This window comes from Arthrobacter sp. TJ-217 (assembly GCF_058269255.1).
The window spans coordinates 432,623-450,900 of sequence record NZ_JBZCNJ010000002.1 but is presented as its reverse complement, the minus strand read 5'-3'; the positions used below and the strand labels follow the sequence as shown (position 1 = coordinate 450,900).

At 67.2% G+C, this 18,278-nt stretch carries 16 protein-coding genes; 4 read left to right on the top strand and 12 right to left on the bottom strand.

The window, feature by feature from the left end; translation table 11 throughout:
• Window positions 1-57: 57 nt before the first annotated feature.
• The 12 genes from AC4D2R_RS05200 to AC4D2R_RS05145 form a co-directional block, all read right to left on the bottom strand.
• Complete coding sequence (locus tag AC4D2R_RS05200) at window positions 58-1,335, bottom strand: glycoside hydrolase family 26 protein (protein ID WP_490938173.1); 1,278 nt, start codon at window positions 1,333-1,335, stop codon at window positions 58-60.
• A 291-nt stretch (window positions 1,336-1,626) separates the two neighbouring features.
• Window positions 1,627-2,427 carry a MazG nucleotide pyrophosphohydrolase domain-containing protein gene (locus AC4D2R_RS05195; protein ID WP_490938171.1) on the bottom strand — a complete coding sequence of 267 codons (801 nt, stop codon included), beginning with the start codon at window positions 2,425-2,427 and terminating at the stop codon, window positions 1,627-1,629.
• A 12-nt stretch (window positions 2,428-2,439) separates the two neighbouring features.
• Window positions 2,440-3,570 (bottom strand): adenosine deaminase, encoded by a 1,131-nt coding sequence (locus tag AC4D2R_RS05190; protein WP_490938169.1) that lies wholly within the window; start codon window positions 3,568-3,570, stop codon window positions 2,440-2,442.
• Window positions 3,571-3,609: 39 nt separating this feature from the next.
• The gene (locus AC4D2R_RS05185; RefSeq protein ID WP_490938166.1) at window positions 3,610-4,320 is read right to left on the bottom strand and encodes a DedA family protein; all 711 of its coding nucleotides are present in this window, start codon (window positions 4,318-4,320) and stop codon (window positions 3,610-3,612) included.
• Window positions 4,321-4,475: 155 nt separating this feature from the next.
• Complete coding sequence (locus AC4D2R_RS05180) at window positions 4,476-5,762, bottom strand: thymidine phosphorylase (protein WP_490938164.1); 1,287 nt, start codon at window positions 5,760-5,762, stop codon at window positions 4,476-4,478.
• Between the two features lie 45 nt (window positions 5,763-5,807).
• Window positions 5,808-6,206: a cytidine deaminase gene (locus AC4D2R_RS05175; RefSeq protein ID WP_490938162.1), complete on the bottom strand. Its 399-nt coding sequence runs from the start codon at window positions 6,204-6,206 to the stop codon at window positions 5,808-5,810.
• A 78-nt stretch (window positions 6,207-6,284) separates the two neighbouring features.
• The gene (locus tag AC4D2R_RS05170; protein WP_490938160.1) at window positions 6,285-7,574 is read right to left on the bottom strand and encodes an ABC transporter permease; all 1,290 of its coding nucleotides are present in this window, start codon (window positions 7,572-7,574) and stop codon (window positions 6,285-6,287) included.
• Window positions 7,571-8,968 (bottom strand): ABC transporter permease, encoded by a 1,398-nt coding sequence (locus AC4D2R_RS05165; RefSeq protein WP_490938158.1) that lies wholly within the window; start codon window positions 8,966-8,968, stop codon window positions 7,571-7,573. Before AC4D2R_RS05165 ends, AC4D2R_RS05170 begins: the two co-directional genes overlap by 4 nt.
• Complete coding sequence (locus AC4D2R_RS05160; RefSeq protein ID WP_490938156.1) at window positions 8,965-10,509, bottom strand: ABC transporter ATP-binding protein; 1,545 nt, start codon at window positions 10,507-10,509, stop codon at window positions 8,965-8,967. Before AC4D2R_RS05160 ends, AC4D2R_RS05165 begins: the two co-directional genes overlap by 4 nt.
• A gap of 139 nt (window positions 10,510-10,648) precedes the next feature.
• Window positions 10,649-11,755: a BMP family lipoprotein gene (locus AC4D2R_RS05155; protein ID WP_490938154.1), complete on the bottom strand. Its 1,107-nt coding sequence runs from the start codon at window positions 11,753-11,755 to the stop codon at window positions 10,649-10,651.
• A gap of 269 nt (window positions 11,756-12,024) precedes the next feature.
• A complete protein-coding gene (locus AC4D2R_RS05150; protein WP_490902205.1) occupies window positions 12,025-13,230 on the bottom strand; it encodes an amidohydrolase in 1,206 nt (401 codons plus the stop codon).
• A 99-nt stretch (window positions 13,231-13,329) separates the two neighbouring features.
• The gene (locus AC4D2R_RS05145) at window positions 13,330-14,469 is read right to left on the bottom strand and encodes a mannose-1-phosphate guanylyltransferase (RefSeq protein ID WP_490938152.1); all 1,140 of its coding nucleotides are present in this window, start codon (window positions 14,467-14,469) and stop codon (window positions 13,330-13,332) included.
• 236 nt (window positions 14,470-14,705) lie between these two features.
• Between AC4D2R_RS05145 and sdhC the strand changes: the two genes are divergently transcribed.
• The 4 genes from sdhC (at window position 14,706) to AC4D2R_RS05125 (ending at window position 18,183) form a co-directional block, all read left to right on the top strand.
• On the top strand, window positions 14,706-15,086 hold the full coding sequence (gene sdhC, locus AC4D2R_RS05140) for a succinate dehydrogenase, cytochrome b556 subunit (RefSeq protein WP_490902201.1): 381 nt from the start codon (window positions 14,706-14,708) through the stop codon (window positions 15,084-15,086).
• A 3-nt stretch (window positions 15,087-15,089) separates the two neighbouring features.
• Entirely contained in the window at window positions 15,090-15,557 is a 468-nt protein-coding gene (locus AC4D2R_RS05135) for a succinate dehydrogenase hydrophobic membrane anchor subunit (protein WP_490902200.1), read from the top strand.
• Window positions 15,558-15,619: 62 nt separating this feature from the next.
• Window positions 15,620-17,398: a succinate dehydrogenase flavoprotein subunit gene (sdhA, locus tag AC4D2R_RS05130; protein WP_490938150.1), complete on the top strand. Its 1,779-nt coding sequence runs from the start codon at window positions 15,620-15,622 to the stop codon at window positions 17,396-17,398.
• A complete protein-coding gene (locus tag AC4D2R_RS05125) occupies window positions 17,398-18,183 on the top strand; it encodes a succinate dehydrogenase iron-sulfur subunit (protein ID WP_490902196.1) in 786 nt (261 codons plus the stop codon). Before sdhA ends, AC4D2R_RS05125 begins: the two co-directional genes overlap by 1 nt.
• Window positions 18,184-18,278: the final 95 nt, after the last annotated feature.

Here is an 18,278-nt window from a genome sequence, read left to right as displayed (position 1 = left end):
GGTACAGGCTGATCTGTTCCAGCTGATCTGTTCCGGCTGATTTGGGATCGGTGCCGGTCAGCCGGCCGGGGTCACCGGGGATACCAGGGTGCAGGCGGTGTCGGGGGCGTACCGCAGCCAGCTGGGAAGGGCTGCGGTGAAGGCACCGTGCACCTCCGCGGTGCGCGTCGCCGTCCAGTCCACCGGTCCGTCAACCTCGGACTCGTGCTTGTTCCACTCGAACCAGTTGATCATCTTCAGCTGCGGGAAGTCCTCGGGGATCTCGGGGGCGAAGAGCTGCTCCCACCAGGCGCGTTTGAGGTCCAATTCATCGGCCCCGCTGCCGCCGGGGGCGAAGAGGGCCGCGGTTTCGGGGATGGCGACGGGTTTGGCGTGGTCGCGCCCGTAGACGGCGTAGAAGTCGGGCACCGCGCTGTGGTCGCCGTTGGCTCCGGAGTAGGTTCCGGTGAGCTGTTCGATGAACTTGCCGGGCTCGGGCAGTTCATTCTCCCCCCACGGGTACTCCGAGCCCCAGTGGTAGATCGACATGCCTACCCAGTCGACCGCGTCGTCGCCGGGATAGTAGGGGGCGTAGGGGTCGTCGGTCCTCGTCAAGGCGCCGTCGTCGTCGGTATCGAGGGCGGCGAAGGCGGCGGTTCCCGACTCGGCCTTGTACTGCCCTTCAACGAAGGGGTAGCCACCCCCGTAGTTCGGCGCCCACATCATTGCCGATCCCGGTGCCTTGGCGTGAATGACGCCGGCCATCTTCCGGAAGCTGGCTACGTATTCCGCGGGCTCCTGGGACCACGCGTACCACGACCCGTTCATTTCGTGGGCGAAGCGCACGATGACCGGAACTCCCGTCGCGTTCAACGCCGCGAGGTCCTCGGCCAGGGAGTCGATGGCATCGTCGGTCACGGCCTCAAGGCCCTGGACTGGCTCGAGGGTCAACAGCATCATGCGGCCGCTGTCACGGATCTGCTCCGCGGCGCGCTCGAGGTTGGCCCTCCCCCGCTCGTCGTAGGGGAAAGCCGTGAAGGAGACGCTGACCGCCGGGGCGTGGCCCAAAGCATCGGCGTAGTCGGCGAGGGGATTCTCCTCAAGATCGAGGTTTACCCCGAACAGCGCCCCTGTCTCCGGGACCAGGGCGGCGCGGTCGACAACCGCACAGTGGGCCGAAGCGGCCCTCTCCAGGCGGTCCCGTTCGGCAAGCTCGGAGCGGATATCAACCGCAGCAACCCCAAGGACCGCCAGGCATGCCGCAACGGGAAGGGCGAAGGCCTTGAGCGTGCTGCGGGTGGGCCGCAGCGTGAACCCTGCGGCGCGCGGAGGGCGGTTCCGTGCTCGGTGGGACATCGGTGGTGCGCCTTCCTAAGGGTTGGTGCGGCTCGCATAAGCCACGGCTGCGTCCGTCGCGCTTTCCGCGCACGGCGGAGGACGCCGACAGCGACAGCGCAGTGCGGGGCGTGGCTATCGTGTCATGTCGGCTCGCTGATGCGCGGGAGGCACACCTGCAACATCCGCACCAGGTGCGGTGATCGGGATTCGGGCACACCGCTGCGGCAGGGCGTTCCCGGCCGGAGCGGTTACAGCACCCGCCCGCCGACGGGCTTCCATGCCTGCCGACCTCCGGCTGCCCCCTGTCCGCTAGGAACCACCAGCGGCTCCGCCGGCCGCGGCCTGGAAGCGGGCGACGGCGGCGCGCAGCGCCCGTTCCGGGTCAAGGCCCTGCTCCACGCCGGCCCGGGCAAGTGCGAAAAGCTGCTCCCCAAGCTGTTCCTCGGTGGCGGGCGCGGGCAGCGGCGGGGCGGCCGGAACGTCGGTTCTCGGCGGTGGCGCGGCCGGGTGCAGGGAAGCCGCCCTCCCGAGGCTCTTGGCGGCCAGGGCCAGTGCCGGCAGGTGCCGGGGAATGCCGTCGAAGGGTTCCCGGGACGGGCTCTCCTGCTTCTTGACCACCTGCCAGGTGTCCACGATCTCCTCGACCGTGGCCGGGAATCTCTCCTGGAGCGATCCGTCGGGGCAGAACACGTGGGGATTGCGCCGCTCCATCTTCCGCGTGAGCCCCTCGATCACTTCGAGCATGCCGAAGCCGCCGTGCTCGCGCTGGAGCTGGGCATGGAGGACCACCTGCAGCAGGACATCGCCGAGCTCTCCGCGCAGCTCGTCCCGGGCGCCCACCGCTCCCCCGGCGCGGGCCGTCCCTGGTGCACTCCCCCGCTCGTCCGTGGATGCCGGGCCGGCGGCGGGCCCGGTGTGCGTCCCGGCAGCCTCGAGAGCCTCGATTGCGTCGACGAGCTCGTAGCACTCCTCGATCAGGTACTCGACGAGCGAAGCATGGGTCAGGGCGCCCATCCACGGGCAGTGCTCGCGCAGCTGGGCGATGACAAGCACAAGCCGCTCAATCGCCGCCCCCGCACCATCGCTCCCGGGTTCAGGTGTCCTGCCCATGCCTCGGGGTGCCTAGGAGGCAGCGCTGTCGAAGCCGACCATCACGTACTCGACGAGCGCTTCGCGGTCCTCAAGCGGGAGGAACGCGGCGTCGACGGCGTTGAGCGTCAGCTCAAGCAGGTCGCCGAGGTCGTAGCCGAAGGTGTCGACAAGGAGCTCCATCTCCCCGCTCAGGGTGACGCCGCTCATCAGCCGGTTGTCGGTGTTGACCGTGACCTTGAAGCCCAGCTGGTAGAGCAGGTCGATGGGGTGGTTTTCGATGCCCTCGCCGAACGCCGCGATGGCGCCGGTCTGCAGGTTCGACGACGGGCACAGCTCAAGGGCGATTCCGCGGTCCCTGACCCACGCCGCGATGCGGCCAAGGTTGGCCATGCCGACCTCGTCTCCGGCGTCGTCGAATTCGATCCCGATGTCCTCGGCGATGCGGACGCCGTGCCCGAGCCGCAGCGCGCGCCCGGTGACGAGTGCGTCAACGATGCTCTCGAGGCCCGCGGCTTCGCCGGCGTGGACGGTGACGGGGAACTGCTGTTCGGCGAGGTAGGTGAATGCGTCGGCGAACCGTGAGGGCGGGAATCCGTCCTCGGCTCCGGCGATGTCGAAGCCGACGGCGCCGTTGTCGCGGTGGCGCACGGCGAGTTCGGCGATCTCCCGGCCGCGGTCGGCGTGGCGCATGGCGGTGATGAGCTGGCCGACCTGGATGACCCTGCCCGCGGCGAGGGATGCCTCAACCCCGGCCTCGAGGCCTTCCTGGACCGCTTCGACCGCTTCGTCGAGGGAGAGCCCCTGCGCCGTGTGCTGCTCGGGCGCCCAGCGGACCTCGCCGTAGACAACGCCGTCGGCGGCAAGATCCTCGACGAACTCCCGGGCAACCCGCACCAGGGCAGGCCGTGTCTGCATGACGGCGACAGTGTGGTCGAACGTCTCGAGGTAGCGTACGAGCGAGCCGGAGTCGGCGGAGTCGCGAAACCACTGCCCGAGCTCATCGGGGTCGGTGGTGGGCAGCTCGTGGCCGATCTCGCCGGCGAGCTCAACGATCGTTGCCGGCCGGAGGCCGCCGTCGAGGTGGTCGTGGAGGGAGACCTTCGGGAGGCTGCGGATATCGAAGGAGGTGCCCGGGGCGGGGTTGCTTGAGGTGTCAGTCACGCTTTCAACCCTACAGCGGGGCCCGTTCGGGCCGCACCCTCAGGCGGCCTGCTCGATATCGGGAAGGTCCGGGCCTGCCGCCGCGGGGAGCGCCCGGGCCGCGCCCCTGCCGGAGACCGCGCTGAGCACCCGGTCGACGGCGACGCCGATCACCACGGCCACCGCGATTGCCACTGCCACGCCCAGCAGCTGGTTTCCGGTGAACCAGGCTCCGGCCAGCGCACCGATCCCCACGGAGTAGGCGCCCCACACGGCGCCGGCGAGCCCGGACAGGGCGACGAAGCGACGCCGGGGGTAACCGGTGGTCCCGGCGGCGAGGTTCACGGCCACCCTGCCGATCGGCAGGAAGCGGCCTACAAGGAGCAGCGAGGCGGCCCGCTTGTCGAGTTCGTACGCCGCCCAGGCGAAGGAGCGGCGCATGCGGGGCCGCCGCATCCACCGGAAACGGGTCAGCCCGATGCCCCGGCCAATGGCATAGGCGGTGTTGTCGCCGAGGACGGCGCCAAGCGAGGCGGCAAGCATCAGCAGCCATGGGTTGGGATGGCCCTGGGTGAGGATCAGGGAGGCAAGGCCGACCACCACCGACTCGCTGGGGAAGGGCGGGAAGAACCCGTCGACGGTGCAGCAGATGAACACCAGGAGGTACACCCAGGGTTGCGCCGCGGCGTCGATGACCCAGGAATTGATCCCTGTGAGCAGGGAGAGGATCAGGTCCACGGGGAGCCACCCGGCGCCCTGGGTCCGTGACATTGGGCGGGGTCAATTTGACTGAGCATTGACCGATTCTGCTCCCCGGCGGACCGGCACGCATCAGGGAGGGCCCCGATTAAGTCCCCCACAGCGGCCAAAAACCCCTGCGGGCCGGTCCGGCGGAACAGTGAGCCGACCGACCGGACCGGCGGGGCCTAGGAGACCCTGTCGAGGATGAGCTCCTGGGCCGGCCGCGATCCCTCGGGGGCGATGACGACGGCGTCGGCGAGGGCCTCGCGGGCCCGCTCGAACCGCTCGGGGGTGTCGGTCAGCAGTGTCATGAGCGGCTCCCCTGCCCGGACAAGCGCCCCGGGCTTGGCGTGCATCCGCACCCCGGCGCCCGCCTGCACGACATCCTCCTTGCGGGCCCGGCCCGCGCCGAGCCGCCACGCCGCCACGCCGACGGACAGGGCGTCGAGTTCGACGAGCACGCCGTCGGCCGGGGCGTAGATGGTCTCCGATTCCCGGGCCACCGGCAGCGCGGCCCGCGGATCGCCGCCCTGCGCCTCAATCATCCGGTTCCAGACGTCCATCGCCCGGCCGTCCTTCAGGGCCGCTGCGGGGTCGGCGTCGGAGACGCCTGCCGCCGCAAGCATCTCCTCGGCGAGGCGCACCGTGAGTTCGACAACGTCCTCCGGCCCTCCTCCGGCGAGGACCTCGACGGATTCCTCGACCTCAATGGCGTTGCCGGCTGTGAGTCCGAGCGGGGTGCTCATGTTGGTCAGCAGCGCCACAGTGCGCACGCCGGCGTCGGTGCCCAGATCGACCATCGTCCGTGCCAGCTCAAGGGCGTCCTCCCGGGTCTTCATGAAGGCGCCGGTGCCGACCTTGACGTCGAGCACCAGCGAGCCGGTGCCCTCGGCGATCTTCTTGCTCATGATCGATGAGGCGATGAGCGGAATTGCCTCGACCGTTCCGGTGACGTCGCGCAGCGCGTAGAGCTTCTTGTCGGCCGGGGCAAGGCCCGCTCCGGCGGCGCAGATCACTGCCCCGACGTCGGCCAGCTGGCTCATCATCTCCTCGTTGCTCAGGTATGCCCGCCAGCCCGGGATCGATTCGAGCTTGTCGAGGGTGCCCCCGGTGTGGCCGAGGCCGCGTCCGGACAGCTGCGGCACGGCGACCCCGAAGACCGCGACGAGGGGTGCGAGCGGAAGGGTGATCTTGTCACCGACGCCTCCCGTTGAGTGCTTGTCGCTCGTGGGCCGGCCCAGGGAGGAGAAGTCCATGCGCTCGCCCGAGGCGATCATTGCCGCGGTCCAGCGGGAGATTTCGGCACGGTCCATCCCGTTGAGCAGGATCGCCATGTTCAGCGCCGCCATCTGCTCGTCGGCGATTGCACCGCGCGTGTAGGCGTCGATTGTCCAGTCGATCTGTTCGGGGCTGAGCGTTCCGCGGTCCCGTTTGGTGCGGATGATATCGACGGCGTCGAAGGCTTCGGTCATGAGTTTTCTACCTTTGGGAGCTGGGGGGTGGCGGCGGGGGCCGCGTCAGGAAAGGTTGTCGGGTCCGAAGGCGTCGGGAAGCACCTGGTCCATGGTGCGGACGCCGCTGACGGTCAGCAGCAGCATCCCGGGAGCCCGGAATTCGTAGAGCAGCTGGCGGCAGCGCCCGCACGGCATGAGGGTGTTTCCGGCGCGGTCAACGCAGCTGAAGGCCACGAGCCGCCCGCCGCCGGTCATGGCGAGGTTGCTGATCAGGGAGCATTCGGCGCACAGGGTGAGGCCGTAGGACGCGTTCTCAACGTTGCACCCGGTAACGATACGGCCGTCCTCGGTCAGGGCTGCTGCCCCGACCGGGAAGTTGGAGTACGGCGCGTAGGCCTTCTCCATGGCCGTGGTTGCGGCGGCGGTCAACTCATCCCAGCGGACGTCTGCCGGTTCAATCATGGGTTCTCCCCGTTCGTTGGGCCGTCCGGGCGGCTGCCCGGACGGCGCTGGTGGTGCTGGGCGTTCGCGGCGCGGCGCTCAGCCCTTGATGTACGGGATGCCGCTGGCTCCTGGCGCCCGGGACCTGCCGACGAGCCCCGCGACGGCGAAGATCGTCACGACGTAGGGAAGCATCCTGAGGAACTGGTCGGGTACCGGGGTGCCGAGCAGGCTCAGCACGTTGGAGAGGTTCGTCGCGAAGCCGAACAGCAGGGCGGCGAAGAACGCACCGAGCGGATTCCACCGGCCGAAGATGAGCGCGGCGAGGGCGATGTAGCCCTGGCCTGCGGTCATGTCCCGGCCGAAGCCCGACACCGATACGAGGGTGAAGAAGGCGCCGCCGACACCGGCGACCACGCCCCCGAGCAGGACGTTGATGAAGCGCATCCGGTTGACGTTGACGCCAAGCGTGTCCGCGGCCTTGGGGTGTTCGCCGACGGCGCGGGTGCGCAGGCCCCACCGCGAGTGGTAGAGCGCGACGTAGATGACGGCAACGGCAACGTACATCAGGTAGCCAACAATTGTCTGCTCGAACAGGATGGGGCCGAGGATCGGGATGTCGGAGAGCAGCGGGATGCTCAGGACGGGAAGCTGCGGCGGCGTGTTCCAGGTTTCGGCGTCCCGGCTGAGCACCGAGGAGAAAAGGAACCCGGTGAGCCCGGAAACCAGCACGTTGAGGACGACCCCGACGATGACCTGGTTCACGATGTACCGGATGCTGAAGACGGCCAGGGCGAGCGAGACAAGCACACCCGCCGCCGCCGCGGCGAAGAGCCCGACGATTGCGCTTCCGGAAAGGGACGCCGCAACCGCGGCGGCGAAGGCGCCGAAGAGCAGCTGGCCCTCGATGGCGATGTTGACCACGCCGGAGCGTTCGCTGAGAACACCGGAGAGCGAGCCGAAGATCAGCGGCACGGCCAGGGTGACCGAGCCCGCCAGCAGCCCGTACAGGGCAACGTTCGGCGTGCGCGCGCTGCCCACCACCCAGGTCAGGAACCCGATGAGGAAGACCAGGGCGAAGACGACGAGCAGCCAGACCGGCAGGGGCTCCCCCCGCCTGGTCTTGAGGATGGCAAAGGCCGCGCCGGCGATCAGCAGCAGCGACGTGAGCCAGCCGATTGCCGGTGCGGAGAGGACAAGCTGGGGCAGGACAATGGCGTCGTTGGGATCCGAGAGGCGGAACGTGACGTCGTTGCCGGGGGCTCCGAGGGCGAAGAGCAGCAGCGCCGCGAGGGCCAAAATGCTCAGGAGGATCGGCGTCTTCCAGCTGCGGACCGTTCCGGGCCCGCTGTCGTGGCGCTCGGGTGCTGCTGTGGTGGCGGTACTCATGCTTGGCCTCCGGTGGCTGCGGCGGTGCGGTTCCTGCTGCCCTTGCCGGCCTGGATGGCGCCGGGCACCGGCAGGCGGAAGAGCGAGCGCACCAGCGGCGGTGCGGCAATGAACAGGACGATGAGGGACTGGACCACAAGCACAATGTCGATGCTCGTGCCGGTGGAGGCCTGCATTGTGACACCGCCGGCGCGGAAGGCGCCGAACAGCAGGCCGGCTGCGAACGTCCCCCACGGCGACGAGCGGCCAAGGAGCGCCACAGTGATGGCGTCGAAGCCGAAGCTCGCGGCCACCCCCGAGGTGAGCACCTTTTCGGTGCCCGAGACCTGGGCGACCCCGGCAAGTCCGGCGAGGGCACCGGCGATGGCCATGGCCACGATGTAGCTCTTGCCGACGCTCACGCCCGCCGTCTTGGCGGCGCTGGGGTTGGCGCCGACGGCGCGGAGTTCGAACCCGATCGTGGAGCGGTTCAGCAGCCACCACACGAAGACCGTGGCCAGCACGGCGAGCACGAAGCCCCAGTGGAGCCGGAACCCGGTTCCCAGCAGCGGCGGGTAGAGGGCCGTCGGGTCGAGCTGCGGGCTGATGGGGTTGGTGGATCCCGGGCGCTGGAACGCCGGCGTGCTCAGCAGGTACAGCACGAGGTTCACCGCGATGTAGTTGAGCATGATGGTGAGGATCACCTCGTGGGCACCCGTGCGTGCCTTGAGCACGCCCACAAGTCCGGCCCACAGCGCCCCGCCGAGCATCCCGGCGAAGATCACGAGCAGCAGGTGGATTCCGACGGGCAGGTGGAGGGTGAATCCGACCCACGCCGCGAAGGTCGCACCGATGAGGATCTGGCCCTGCGCGCCGATGTTGAACAGTCCGGCGCGGAACGCAAGCGCCACTCCGAGTCCAGCGCAGATCAGCGGCGTTGCGACGGTGAGGGTCTGGGTCAGGGGGTAGATCATGCGCGTGAAGGTCGTCCCGCCGGCGTTGAACACCGAGCCTTCGAACAACGCGATGTAGGCCGATGACGCCGCCGACCAGGCGGCGGCGATCGTGTCGAGCGGGCGCGAGAAGAAGTAGGAGGCCGAACTTGCGACTTCCTCGTTCGTGATGGCGATCAGCAGCCCGCCCAGGATCAGCGACAGGACAACGGCGAGGACGGCGACAAGCGCGTTGCCGGTCATGATGCGCTGAAGCACCGGCTGTTCGGTGCCCGGACTCGCCGCGGCAAGGTTCGACGCGGGCACGGGAACGGCGGGAGGGGGAACCTGACCGTCGCCGGTCTCTGCGGCCGCTTCAAGCCGGAGCTCCTCCTGCCTGCCGGCCTCGCGCGCCGCGCGGCGGGATTCGGGCCTGCCCCCGGTGGTGCCGGAGGTCTCCGGCGGGTTCTCCTGCGGACTCACTTGTCCCCTCCTTGGAATTCATTGGCCTGGCTGAGTGCCTCGTCGGCGGGCATCCCGGCCATCATCAGGCCGAGGACGTCGCGGGAGGCGTTGCCGGGCACGATGCCCATCAGCCGGCCCCGGTACAGCACGGCGATCCGGTCTGCGAGTTCGAGCACTTCGTCGAGTTCTGTTGAAACAATCATGACGGGGGTGCCGCCGTCCCGCTCCGCGACGATGCGCTTGTGAAGGAATTCGATCGAGCCGACATCGACGCCGCGGGTGGGCTGGGAGGCGATGAAGAGCTTGAGGGGCCGCGAAAATTCGCGGGCCATGACGACCTTCTGCTGGTTGCCGCCCGAGAGGGTGCCTGCGGCGGCCGAAGCGGACTGGGTGCGGACGTCGTACTCGGCGATCTTCTCGTCGGCGTTCTTCGCGATCAGCGCGGAGTCCATGTTCAGCCCCCGCGCGAAGGGTGCCTGGTCGTAACGGTTCAGGATCAGGTTCTCGGCGACGGAAAACGTACCGACGAGCCCTTCAACGCTGCGGTCCTCGGGCACGAACCCGACTCCGGCTTGAATGACCTCCTTGACGCTGCGGCCCACCAGTTCGGATCCGCCGAGGGTCACTGAGCCGGTGACGTGGTCCTGGAGTCCCATGATGGCCTCGGTGAGTTCGGTCTGGCCGTTCCCCTGGACACCGGCGACGGCGAGAATCTCCCCCTCGGCAATCTCGAAGCTCACATTGTCGACAACGCGCTGGCCGTTTGCCGCCCGAACGGTGAGGTCGCGGACCTTGAACGTGGTTTCGCCACGCCGCACCGGGGCCTTCTGGAGGGTCAGGTTCACCGACCGGCCGACCATGAGGGAGGCAAGTTCGGTGGTTGAGGCGTCGGGGTCGGCCGTCCCAACGACCTTGCCCCGCCGGATGACGGTGATGACGTCCGACACCGCCTTGACCTCGCGGAGCTTGTGGGAGATGAAGACGATCGACTTGCCATCGGCCTTCAGCTGTCCCATGATGCCGAGCAGCTCGTCGGTCTCCTTGGGAGTGAGCACGGCAGTCGGTTCGTCGAGGATGAGCACCTCGGCGTCGCGGACGAGGGCCTTGATGATCTCGACACGCTGCTGGACCCCGACCGGGAGATCTTCGACGACGGCGTCGGGATCGACATCGAACCCGTACTGGTCGGAGATCTGCTGGATCCTGGTGCGGGTCTGGGCGAGGTTGAGCATTCCGCCGGCCTTGACGGTCTCGTTGCCCAGTGCGACGTTCTCCGCGACGGTGAAGACCGGAACCAGCATGAAGTGCTGGTGGACCATCCCGATGCCCGCCGCCATTGCGTCGCCGGGTCCGGTGAAGGTGACTGGCTTGTCATCGACGAGGATCGTGCCCTCGGTTGGTGAGTAGAGGCCGTACAGGACGTTCATCAGCGTCGACTTGCCGGCGCCGTTCTCGCCGAGAAGGCTGTGAACCTGTCCCGGCTCGACCACGAGGTCGATGTGGTCGTTGGCGATCAGGGAACCAAACCGCTTGGTGATTCCTTTGAGTTCGAGTTTCACAACTCATCCAACCTGTTCTGTGCTCGGGAATTCGAGTGAGGAAGGCCGGCGTCGGATCCGCCGGGCCGGTTCACAAAAACGAACCGCTTTCCTCCCGGGTGAACCGTAGGAGGAAAGCGGTTCGCTTGATCTCTTGGGGTTACTTCGGGCTCGCTGCTGAGTCCACAGTAATCTCGCCCGCGATGATTTGTTCCTTAATCTCGTCGAGCTCGGTCTGCAGCTCGGCGGGAACGTTTGCTTCCTGGTCGTGGAACGGTGCAAGGGCAACGCCCCCGTTCTCCAGGGTGCCGACGTAGGGGGTGTTGTCGAAGTTGCCATCGACGTCGCTGGCGATGACCTCGTTGACGGCGTCGCCCATGAGCTTCATGACCGAGGTGAGGATGAACTCCTCGCCCTTGCCGGCGGTCTCGTAGCCGTCGGAGTCGACCCAGACGACCGTCGTCTTCTTGCCGGCCTTGTTCGCCTCGATTACCGCATCGAGGGTGCCGAGGCCAACGGGGCCCGCTACGGGCATGATGACGTCGGCGCCTTCGTTGATGAAGTTCTTGGTGTTGGTCTTGCCGGCGCCCTGGTCGTTGAAGTTGCCGATGAAGGTGCCGTTCTGGGCTTCCTTGTCCCAGCCAAGCAGTTCGACCTTCTTGCCCTTCTGCTCGTTGAAGTACTCAACGCCCTCGGCGAAGCCGTCCATGAAGATGGTCACGGTGGGGATGTTGATTCCACCGTAGGTGGCGACCTTTCCGGTCTCCGAGGTGGCAGCCGCGGCGTAGCCGGCAAGGAATGCCGCCTGAGCCGTGTCGTAGATGATCGGCTTGACGTTCTCGGCTTCGATCGAGTTGTCGTCGACGATCGCGAAGTGCGACTCGGGGTTGGCCTCGGCCGCTTCCTTCGTGGTGTCGGCCAGGAGGAAACCGACGGTGACGGTCATGTCGCAGCCGCCCTGGACCATGGTGTCGACGTTCGGACCGAAGTCGGTCTCGGCCTGGGATTCGGCCTGGTTGATCTTGATGCCGAGCTCGGATTCGGCCTTCTTCAGCCCTTCGTAGCTCGACTGGTTGAAGGAACGGTCGTCGAATCCGCCCGAGTCGGAAACGATGCAGCCCAGGTAGTCGACGGGCTCGCCGGATGCGTTTGCCCCCCCTTCTTCGGCGGGGGGCGCGCCGCAGCCACTGAGAATAAGAGCAGACACGCCGAGGACGGCAGCGGAAAGTCCCGCGCCGCGCCGAGTTGTGCGCAGTGAGTTCTTCAAAATTCCTCCAGAAAAGAAAATTAGCCCCGCGTGCGGAAGGCCAGTGAGTGTCCGTCACGAGTCAAAGAGGAACTCGAAGCTCTGTTTTCACTGATCGAAGCGCGGCGCTGGCGACACCTTCGGTGCAGCACTTTACGGGATCACTCTAGTGGGCGGGTGACGCGCGACACTACCATCGTCGTTCGGCACGCCGACATTGTTTGGGTTTTGTTACACAAGAACTATATAGCAGGGCCGGAATTGCCCGGCCCAGCACGGGGGCGCGGAGGTCAGTGGCGCAGGCCGAGGACTGCGCGCATCGCCGCGGCGGCCATCACGCGCACTCCGCACGCGATCGCCCTCTCGTCCGGGCTGTAGTCGCCGCGGTGCAGGTCGTACGTCTCGCCGCTCGCGGACCGGGTGCCAAGGCGCATCATGGCCCCGGGCACCTCCTGGGTCATCCACGCGAAGTCCTCCCCGCCCATCGACTGCGGCGTCAGCACGACGGCGTCGGGGCCGAGCTCTGCCCGCGCCGCCGCCTCGAGCAGGCCCGTTTCGGCTTCGGAGTTGATCACCGGGGGCACCCCGCGGATGTGCTCGATCTCCACGTCGACGCCGAAGGGCGCCGCGGCCTGCCGGACCGCCTCGTCGAGCAGGTCCCCCGCCGTTTCCCAGGCTTCACCGTCGAGGCACCGCAGGGTTCCGGAGAGGAAACCGTGGCCGGGGATGGCGTTGGGCGCCGAGCCCGCGTGGACCTGACCCCACACAACGGAAACGGCGCTGCGGACGTCGATGCGCCGTGACAGCACCGCCGGGACGTTCACGGCGATCGAAGCGAGGGCGAAGACGAGGTCCTCGGTGAGGTGCGGGCGGGAGGTGTGCCCGCCGCGCCCGGTGAGCTCGACCCGGAGGGTGTCGGAGGCCGAGGTGATCGCCCCGATGCGGGTGCCCACCTGCCCGACGTCGATCCTGGGATCGCAGTGGAGGGCAAGGATGCGCGGAACCTCGGCCAGGACGCCCTGGGCGATGACATCGAGGGCACCGCCGGGCATCATTTCCTCGGCGGGCTGGAAAATCACGCGCACCGAGCCCTTCAGCGGGGTCTGGGAGTCGATCGACTTGAGCACGAGCGCTACGCCGACCATGACCGTTGTGTGGATGTCGTGGCCGCAGGCGTGGGCTATGCCCGGGTTCACCGAACTGAACGGCAGCGAGGTTTCCTCGGCGATCGGCAGCGCGTCGATGTCCGCCCGCAGTCCAACCCGCAGCGGCCCCTCGCCGATATCGACGTAGACGCCGGTGTTTTCGAGCCGTTTGGGCTGCAGGCCCGCCTGCTCGAGGCGTTCGACGATGCGGTCGGTGGTGCGGTATTCCTCGTAGGAAAGCTCGGGGTGGGCGTGAATGTCGCGCCGGAACTCGGCAAGCTCGCCCAGCAGGGGGGCCACCCACACGCCGATGTGCGGGACGGCGGTTGCTTCGGGGCGTTTGGTTTCCACGCTCCAAGCCTAGCGACCCCTGCCCCCGGAACCGTAACCGGTCCGCTGGTTAAAGCGTCATGTGCCGCCGCCGGGGCCGGGAGGCTGCCGGAGGGGTCCCTAGAGGACGTCGGTGTCGCCGCTGGCGCGGAGGTGCTCCACTGCCTTCTTCACTTCCTGGGCGTGTTCCTTCGTTGTCACAAGCAGGGCGTCGGGGGTGTCGACGATGACGACGTCGTTGATGCCGATCAGCGCGATCACCCGCTTGGTGTCCGAAACGACGATGCCCGAGGCGTTCTCGGAGAAGACCCGCGCCCCCTCGCCCATGACCTTCAGGTCGTTGTTCTCGGTGGCGGGGTTGAGCCGGCCGATCGCGGCGAAGTCACCGACGTCGTCCCAGCTGAAGCGCCCGGGGATCATCGCGACATCGCCGGCCGCCGCGGCCGGCTCGGCGACTGCATAGTCGATGGCGATCTTGGGCAGGGACGGCCACACGCGGCGGGCGACCTCGACCCGGCTCGGGGTGTCCCAGGCCTCGGCGATCTCGGTCAGCCCGGCGTGGAGTTCGGGTTCGTTCGCTTCGAGGTGCTTCAGCATCAGCGCCACCGGGGCGACGAACATGCCGGCGTTCCAGGAGTACTTCCCGGTTTCGAGGTAGCCGAGGGCCACCTCCTGCGAGGGCTTTTCAACGAATTCGATGACGGCGTGGGCGCTTGGGGCTTCAGGGATGTGGAGCGCGTTGCCGGCACGGATGTACCCGAACCCGGTTGAGGCGTGGGTGGGCTCGATCCCGATCGTGACGATGTACCCCTCCGCTGCCGTATAGATGGCCTCCCGCACTGCGGCCTGGAAGGTTTCGACGGGGGTGATGACCTGGTCCGCGGCGAAGGACCCCATGATGATGTCGGGGTCGCGCTTGTAGAGGATGGCCGCGGCGAGCCCGATCGCGGCAGCCGAGTCCTTCGGCTCGCTCTCGAGCACGAGGTTCATGTCCTCGAGCTCGGGCAGCTGCGCCAGGACGGCGCGGCGGTGGACGACGCCGGTGACGACCATGGTGCGGCCCGCACACAGCGGGCCCAGCCGGTCGTATGTCGCACGGATCAGGGTGCTCCCCGAACCGGTGAGGTCATGGAGGAACTTCGGGGCTGCGGCGCGGGACAGAGGCCAGAGGCGCGTTCCCACCCCACCGGCCGGGATTACGCCGTGGAAACGGTCAAGGACGCTCTTCTGGGTCTGGGCAGCCGCCCTTTGATCGCTCATCTCTTCCACGTTAGTCCACACTCCCCAAGTGAAGACGCCCGCCGCAGCAAGACCGGACTTAAGACACCCGGTGCTGATCGGGTCTTGTCAATGTAAACAAGCTCACAGTATAGGGAAGCCTAAATTGAATCCATCCTTTCAGGAGCCTAGATTATTGTTGACTTACAGTGCTCTCGCACGGGCGTCATTCTTGCGCGGAACTCACGCTAACGCCCATGCGATGCAGGGAGGATTCAATGCCGAAGACACCAGCAGGCACCCTTTACCGCGGCCGGGAAGGCCAGTGGTCGTGGGTAGCGCATCGCATCACCGGGGTAGTGATTTTCTTCTATCTCCTCGTCCACGTTCTGGACACGTCGCTGGTCCGGGTATCCCCCGAGGCCTATGACGCCGTCATCGAGTCCTACAAGAACCCGCTCGTCGGCCTCGGCGAGCTCGGCCTTGTGGGGGCGATCGTGCTCCACGCGTTCAACGGCCTGCGCATCATCGCCGTCGACTTCTGGAAAAAGGGCCCCCAGTACCACCGCCAGATGCTCTGGGTCGTAATCGGGCTGTGGGCGGTCACAATGATCGCCTTCGCGATCCGTCATCTTTCCGTCGTCTTCGGAGGTCACTAAGCCATGGCTGTTCCCACAATCGACACTCCCCGCTCCGGCCGGGTAGCGCCCGGGTACACCCGGAACAAGACCTCGCGCGGCAACTTCGAGATGATCTCGTGGCTCTTCATGCGCTTCTCCGGGGTGGTCCTGGTCGTCCTGATCTTCGTTCACCTCTGGACCAGCCTTGTGGCCGGCGACGGCATCAAGCAGGTCTCCTTCGGTTTTGTCGCAGGCAAGTGGGCAAGCCCGCTCTGGCAGTTCTGGGACCTGACGATGCTGTGGCTGGCAATGCTGCACGGCACCAACGGGGTGCGGGTCATCATCAACGACTACGCCGATAAGAACTCCACCCGCATGTGGCTCAAGGGCGTGCTCTACTCGGCGGGCCTCGTCATCGTGATCCTCGGCACCCTGGTGATCTTCACCTTCGATCCCTGCCCCGTCATCGACGGCGTTCCGCACTCCGCACCGTACTGCCCCGCCCCCTAGGCCCGGCTTCCAGTGCACCCAAGGGCGCACTCTTCATTAGTTCAACAGAAAGAGCGACAAGCATGCAGGTCCACAAGTACGACGTCGTCATCGTCGGCGCCGGCGGCGCCGGAATGCGCGCGGCCATCGAATCCGGGCAGCGCGCACGTACGGCTGTACTGACGAAGCTCTACCCCACGCGGTCCCACACGGGCGCCGCGCAGGGCGGAATGTGCGCGGCCCTGGCCAATGTCGAGGAAGACAACTGGGAATGGCACACCTTCGACACCGTCAAGGGCGGCGACTACCTCGTCGACCAGGACGCAGCCGAGGTCATGGCCAAGGAAGCGATCGACGCCGTCCTCGACCTTGAGAAGATGGGCCTGCCGTTCAACCGCACCCCCGAGGGCCGCATCGACCAGCGCCGCTTCGGCGGCCACACCCGCGACCACGGCAAGGCCCCGGTCCGCCGGTCCTGCTACGCGGCCGACCGCACCGGGCACATGATCCTGCAGACGCTCTACCAAAACTGCGTCAAACACAACGTCGAGTTCTACAACGAGTACTACGTGCTCGACCTGCTTATGGTGGACCAGGAAGAGACGGTCGACGGCGTGACGCGCCTGCAGAAGCGCGTTGCCGGCGTCGTCTCCTACGACCTGGCCTCCGGGGAGCTCCACATCTTCCAGGCGAAGTCGGTCATCTTCGCAACCGGCGGCGTTGGCAAGGTCTACAAGACCACCTCCAACGCCCACACCCTGACCGGTGACGGGATGGGCATCGCCTTCCGCCGCGGCATTCCCCTCGAGGACATGGAGTTCTTCCAGTTCCACCCGACGGGCCTTGCCGGCCTCGGGATCCTCCTCTCCGAGGCCGCCCGAGGCGAGGGCGCGATCCTGCGCAACTCCGAGGGCGAACGCTTCATGGAGCGCTACGCCCCGACCATCAAGGATCTCGCCCCCCGTGACATCGTGGCCCGCTCGATGGCGAACGAGGTCCGTGAAGGCCGGGGTTCGGGGCCGAACAAGGACTACGTCCTGCTCGACCTGACCCACCTCGAGCCCGCGCACATCGACGCCAAGCTCCCGGACATCACCGAGTTCGCCCGGACCTACCTCGGCGTCGAGCCCTACACCGAGCCCGTTCCGGTGTTCCCGACAGCGCATTACGCGATGGGCGGGATCCCCACCAACATCAAGGCCGAGGTCCTCCAGGACAACGACACGGTGGTGCCCGGGCTTTACGCCGCCGGCGAGGTGGCCTGCGTCTCCGTTCACGGCTCGAACCGGCTCGGCACCAACTCGCTGCTCGACATCAACGTGTTCGGCAAGCGCGCCGGCATCTACGCGGCCGAGTACGCCCTCACCGCCGACTTCGTCGAAATTCCCGACAACCCCCTTGCCGACACGGAGGCGCTGCTCGACACCGCGCGCAGTTCCGAGGGCGGCGAGCGGGTTTCGCAGATCCGCAAGGAACTGCAGGACATCATGGACGCCAACGTCCAGGTGTTCCGCACCGAGGAGACCCTCCTCGAGGCGCTGCGGGTCATCGATGGCCTGGAGGAGCGCTACAAGCGCATCTCCGTGCAGGACAAGGGCAAGCGTTTCAACCTCGACCTCCTGGAAGCCGTGGAGCTTGGCTTCCTGCTCGACATGGCCAAGGTCATGGCGGCCGCCGCGCTGCACCGCAAGGAGTCCCGCGGAGGCCACTTCCGGGAGGACTACCCCAACCGCGACGACGCCAACTTCATGACCCACTCGATGGCCTACAAGGATCCCTCCGCCGTCGAGACCAGCGGCGTCCGGCTTGAGACCAAGCCGGTCATCTTCACCCGTTACCAGCCGATGGAGCGTAAGTACTGATGAGCACCCCAACCATTGAAAAAGAGCCGGCCTCCAAGGTCGAGCTGCCCGCCGGTGTGGGGGGCGGGGAGATTCCCTCCTTCGATATCACGCTCAAGGTGCGCCGCTACAACCCTGAGGTCTCCGACGAGGCGCACTGGGATGAATGGCAGCTGACCATGTACGGCACCGACCGCGTCCTCGATGCCCTGCACAAGGTCAAGTGGGAGCACGACGGGTCCGTTTCGTTCCGCCGCTCCTGCGCGCACGGCGTCTGCGGTTCCGACGCGATGCGCATCAACGGCCGCAACCGGCTTGCCTGCAAGACCCTGCTCAAGGACCTCGACACATCCAAGCCGATCCTCGTCGAGCCGATCAAGGGCCTTCCGGTGGAGAAGGACCTCATCGTGGACATGGAGCCGTTCTTCCAGTCCTACCGCGAGATCATGCCGTTCCTCATCACCAAGGGCCACGAGCCCACCCGGGAGCGCCTGCAGTCCGCCGAGGACAGGGAGCGCTACGACGACACCACCAAGTGCATCCTGTGCGCCGCGTGCACCTCGTCCTGCCCCGTGTTCTGGACCGACGGCCAGTACTTCGGTCCGGCCGCCATCGTCAACGCGCACCGCTTCATCTTCGACTCGCGCGACGACGCCGGCGACATGCGCCTTGAGATCCTCAACGACAAGGAAGGCGTGTGGCGCTGCCGCACCACCTTCAACTGCTCGGAAGCCTGCCCCCGCGGCATCCAGGTGACGAAGGCAATCGCAGAGGTCAAGCAGGCGATCCTCACCCGCAAGATCTAGGTTCCCTCAGGGAACCGGCCTTCGGCCTGAGGTACCCTCCCGCGGCCGAAACGCACGAAGGAAAGGCAGTCCGCCGGAAGCGGGCTGCCTTTCCT

Excerpts from the sequence above, each read along its gene's own strand:
- sdhC (WP_490902201.1), top strand. The coding sequence starts at position 14,706 with ATGCCGAAGACACCAGCAGGCACCCTTTACCGCGGCCGGGAAGGCCAG.
- sdhA (WP_490938150.1), top strand. The coding sequence starts at position 15,620 with ATGCAGGTCCACAAGTACGACGTCGTCATCGTCGGCGCCGGCGGCGCC.
- AC4D2R_RS05145 (WP_490938152.1), bottom strand. The coding sequence starts at position 14,469 with ATGAGCGATCAAAGGGCGGCTGCCCAGACCCAGAAGAGCGTCCTTGAC.
- AC4D2R_RS05195 (WP_490938171.1), bottom strand. The coding sequence starts at position 2,427 with ATGGGCAGGACACCTGAACCCGGGAGCGATGGTGCGGGGGCGGCGATT.
- AC4D2R_RS05175 (WP_490938162.1), bottom strand. The coding sequence starts at position 6,206 with ATGATTGAACCGGCAGACGTCCGCTGGGATGAGTTGACCGCCGCCGCA.
- AC4D2R_RS05180 (WP_490938164.1), bottom strand. The coding sequence starts at position 5,762 with ATGACCGAAGCCTTCGACGCCGTCGATATCATCCGCACCAAACGGGAC.
- AC4D2R_RS05125 (WP_490902196.1), top strand. The coding sequence starts at position 17,398 with ATGAGCACCCCAACCATTGAAAAAGAGCCGGCCTCCAAGGTCGAGCTG.
- AC4D2R_RS05135 (WP_490902200.1), top strand. The coding sequence starts at position 15,090 with ATGGCTGTTCCCACAATCGACACTCCCCGCTCCGGCCGGGTAGCGCCC.
- AC4D2R_RS05200 (WP_490938173.1), bottom strand. The coding sequence starts at position 1,335 with ATGTCCCACCGAGCACGGAACCGCCCTCCGCGCGCCGCAGGGTTCACG.
- AC4D2R_RS05170 (WP_490938160.1), bottom strand. The coding sequence starts at position 7,574 with ATGAGTACCGCCACCACAGCAGCACCCGAGCGCCACGACAGCGGGCCC.
- AC4D2R_RS05185 (WP_490938166.1), bottom strand. The coding sequence starts at position 4,320 with ATGTCACGGACCCAGGGCGCCGGGTGGCTCCCCGTGGACCTGATCCTC.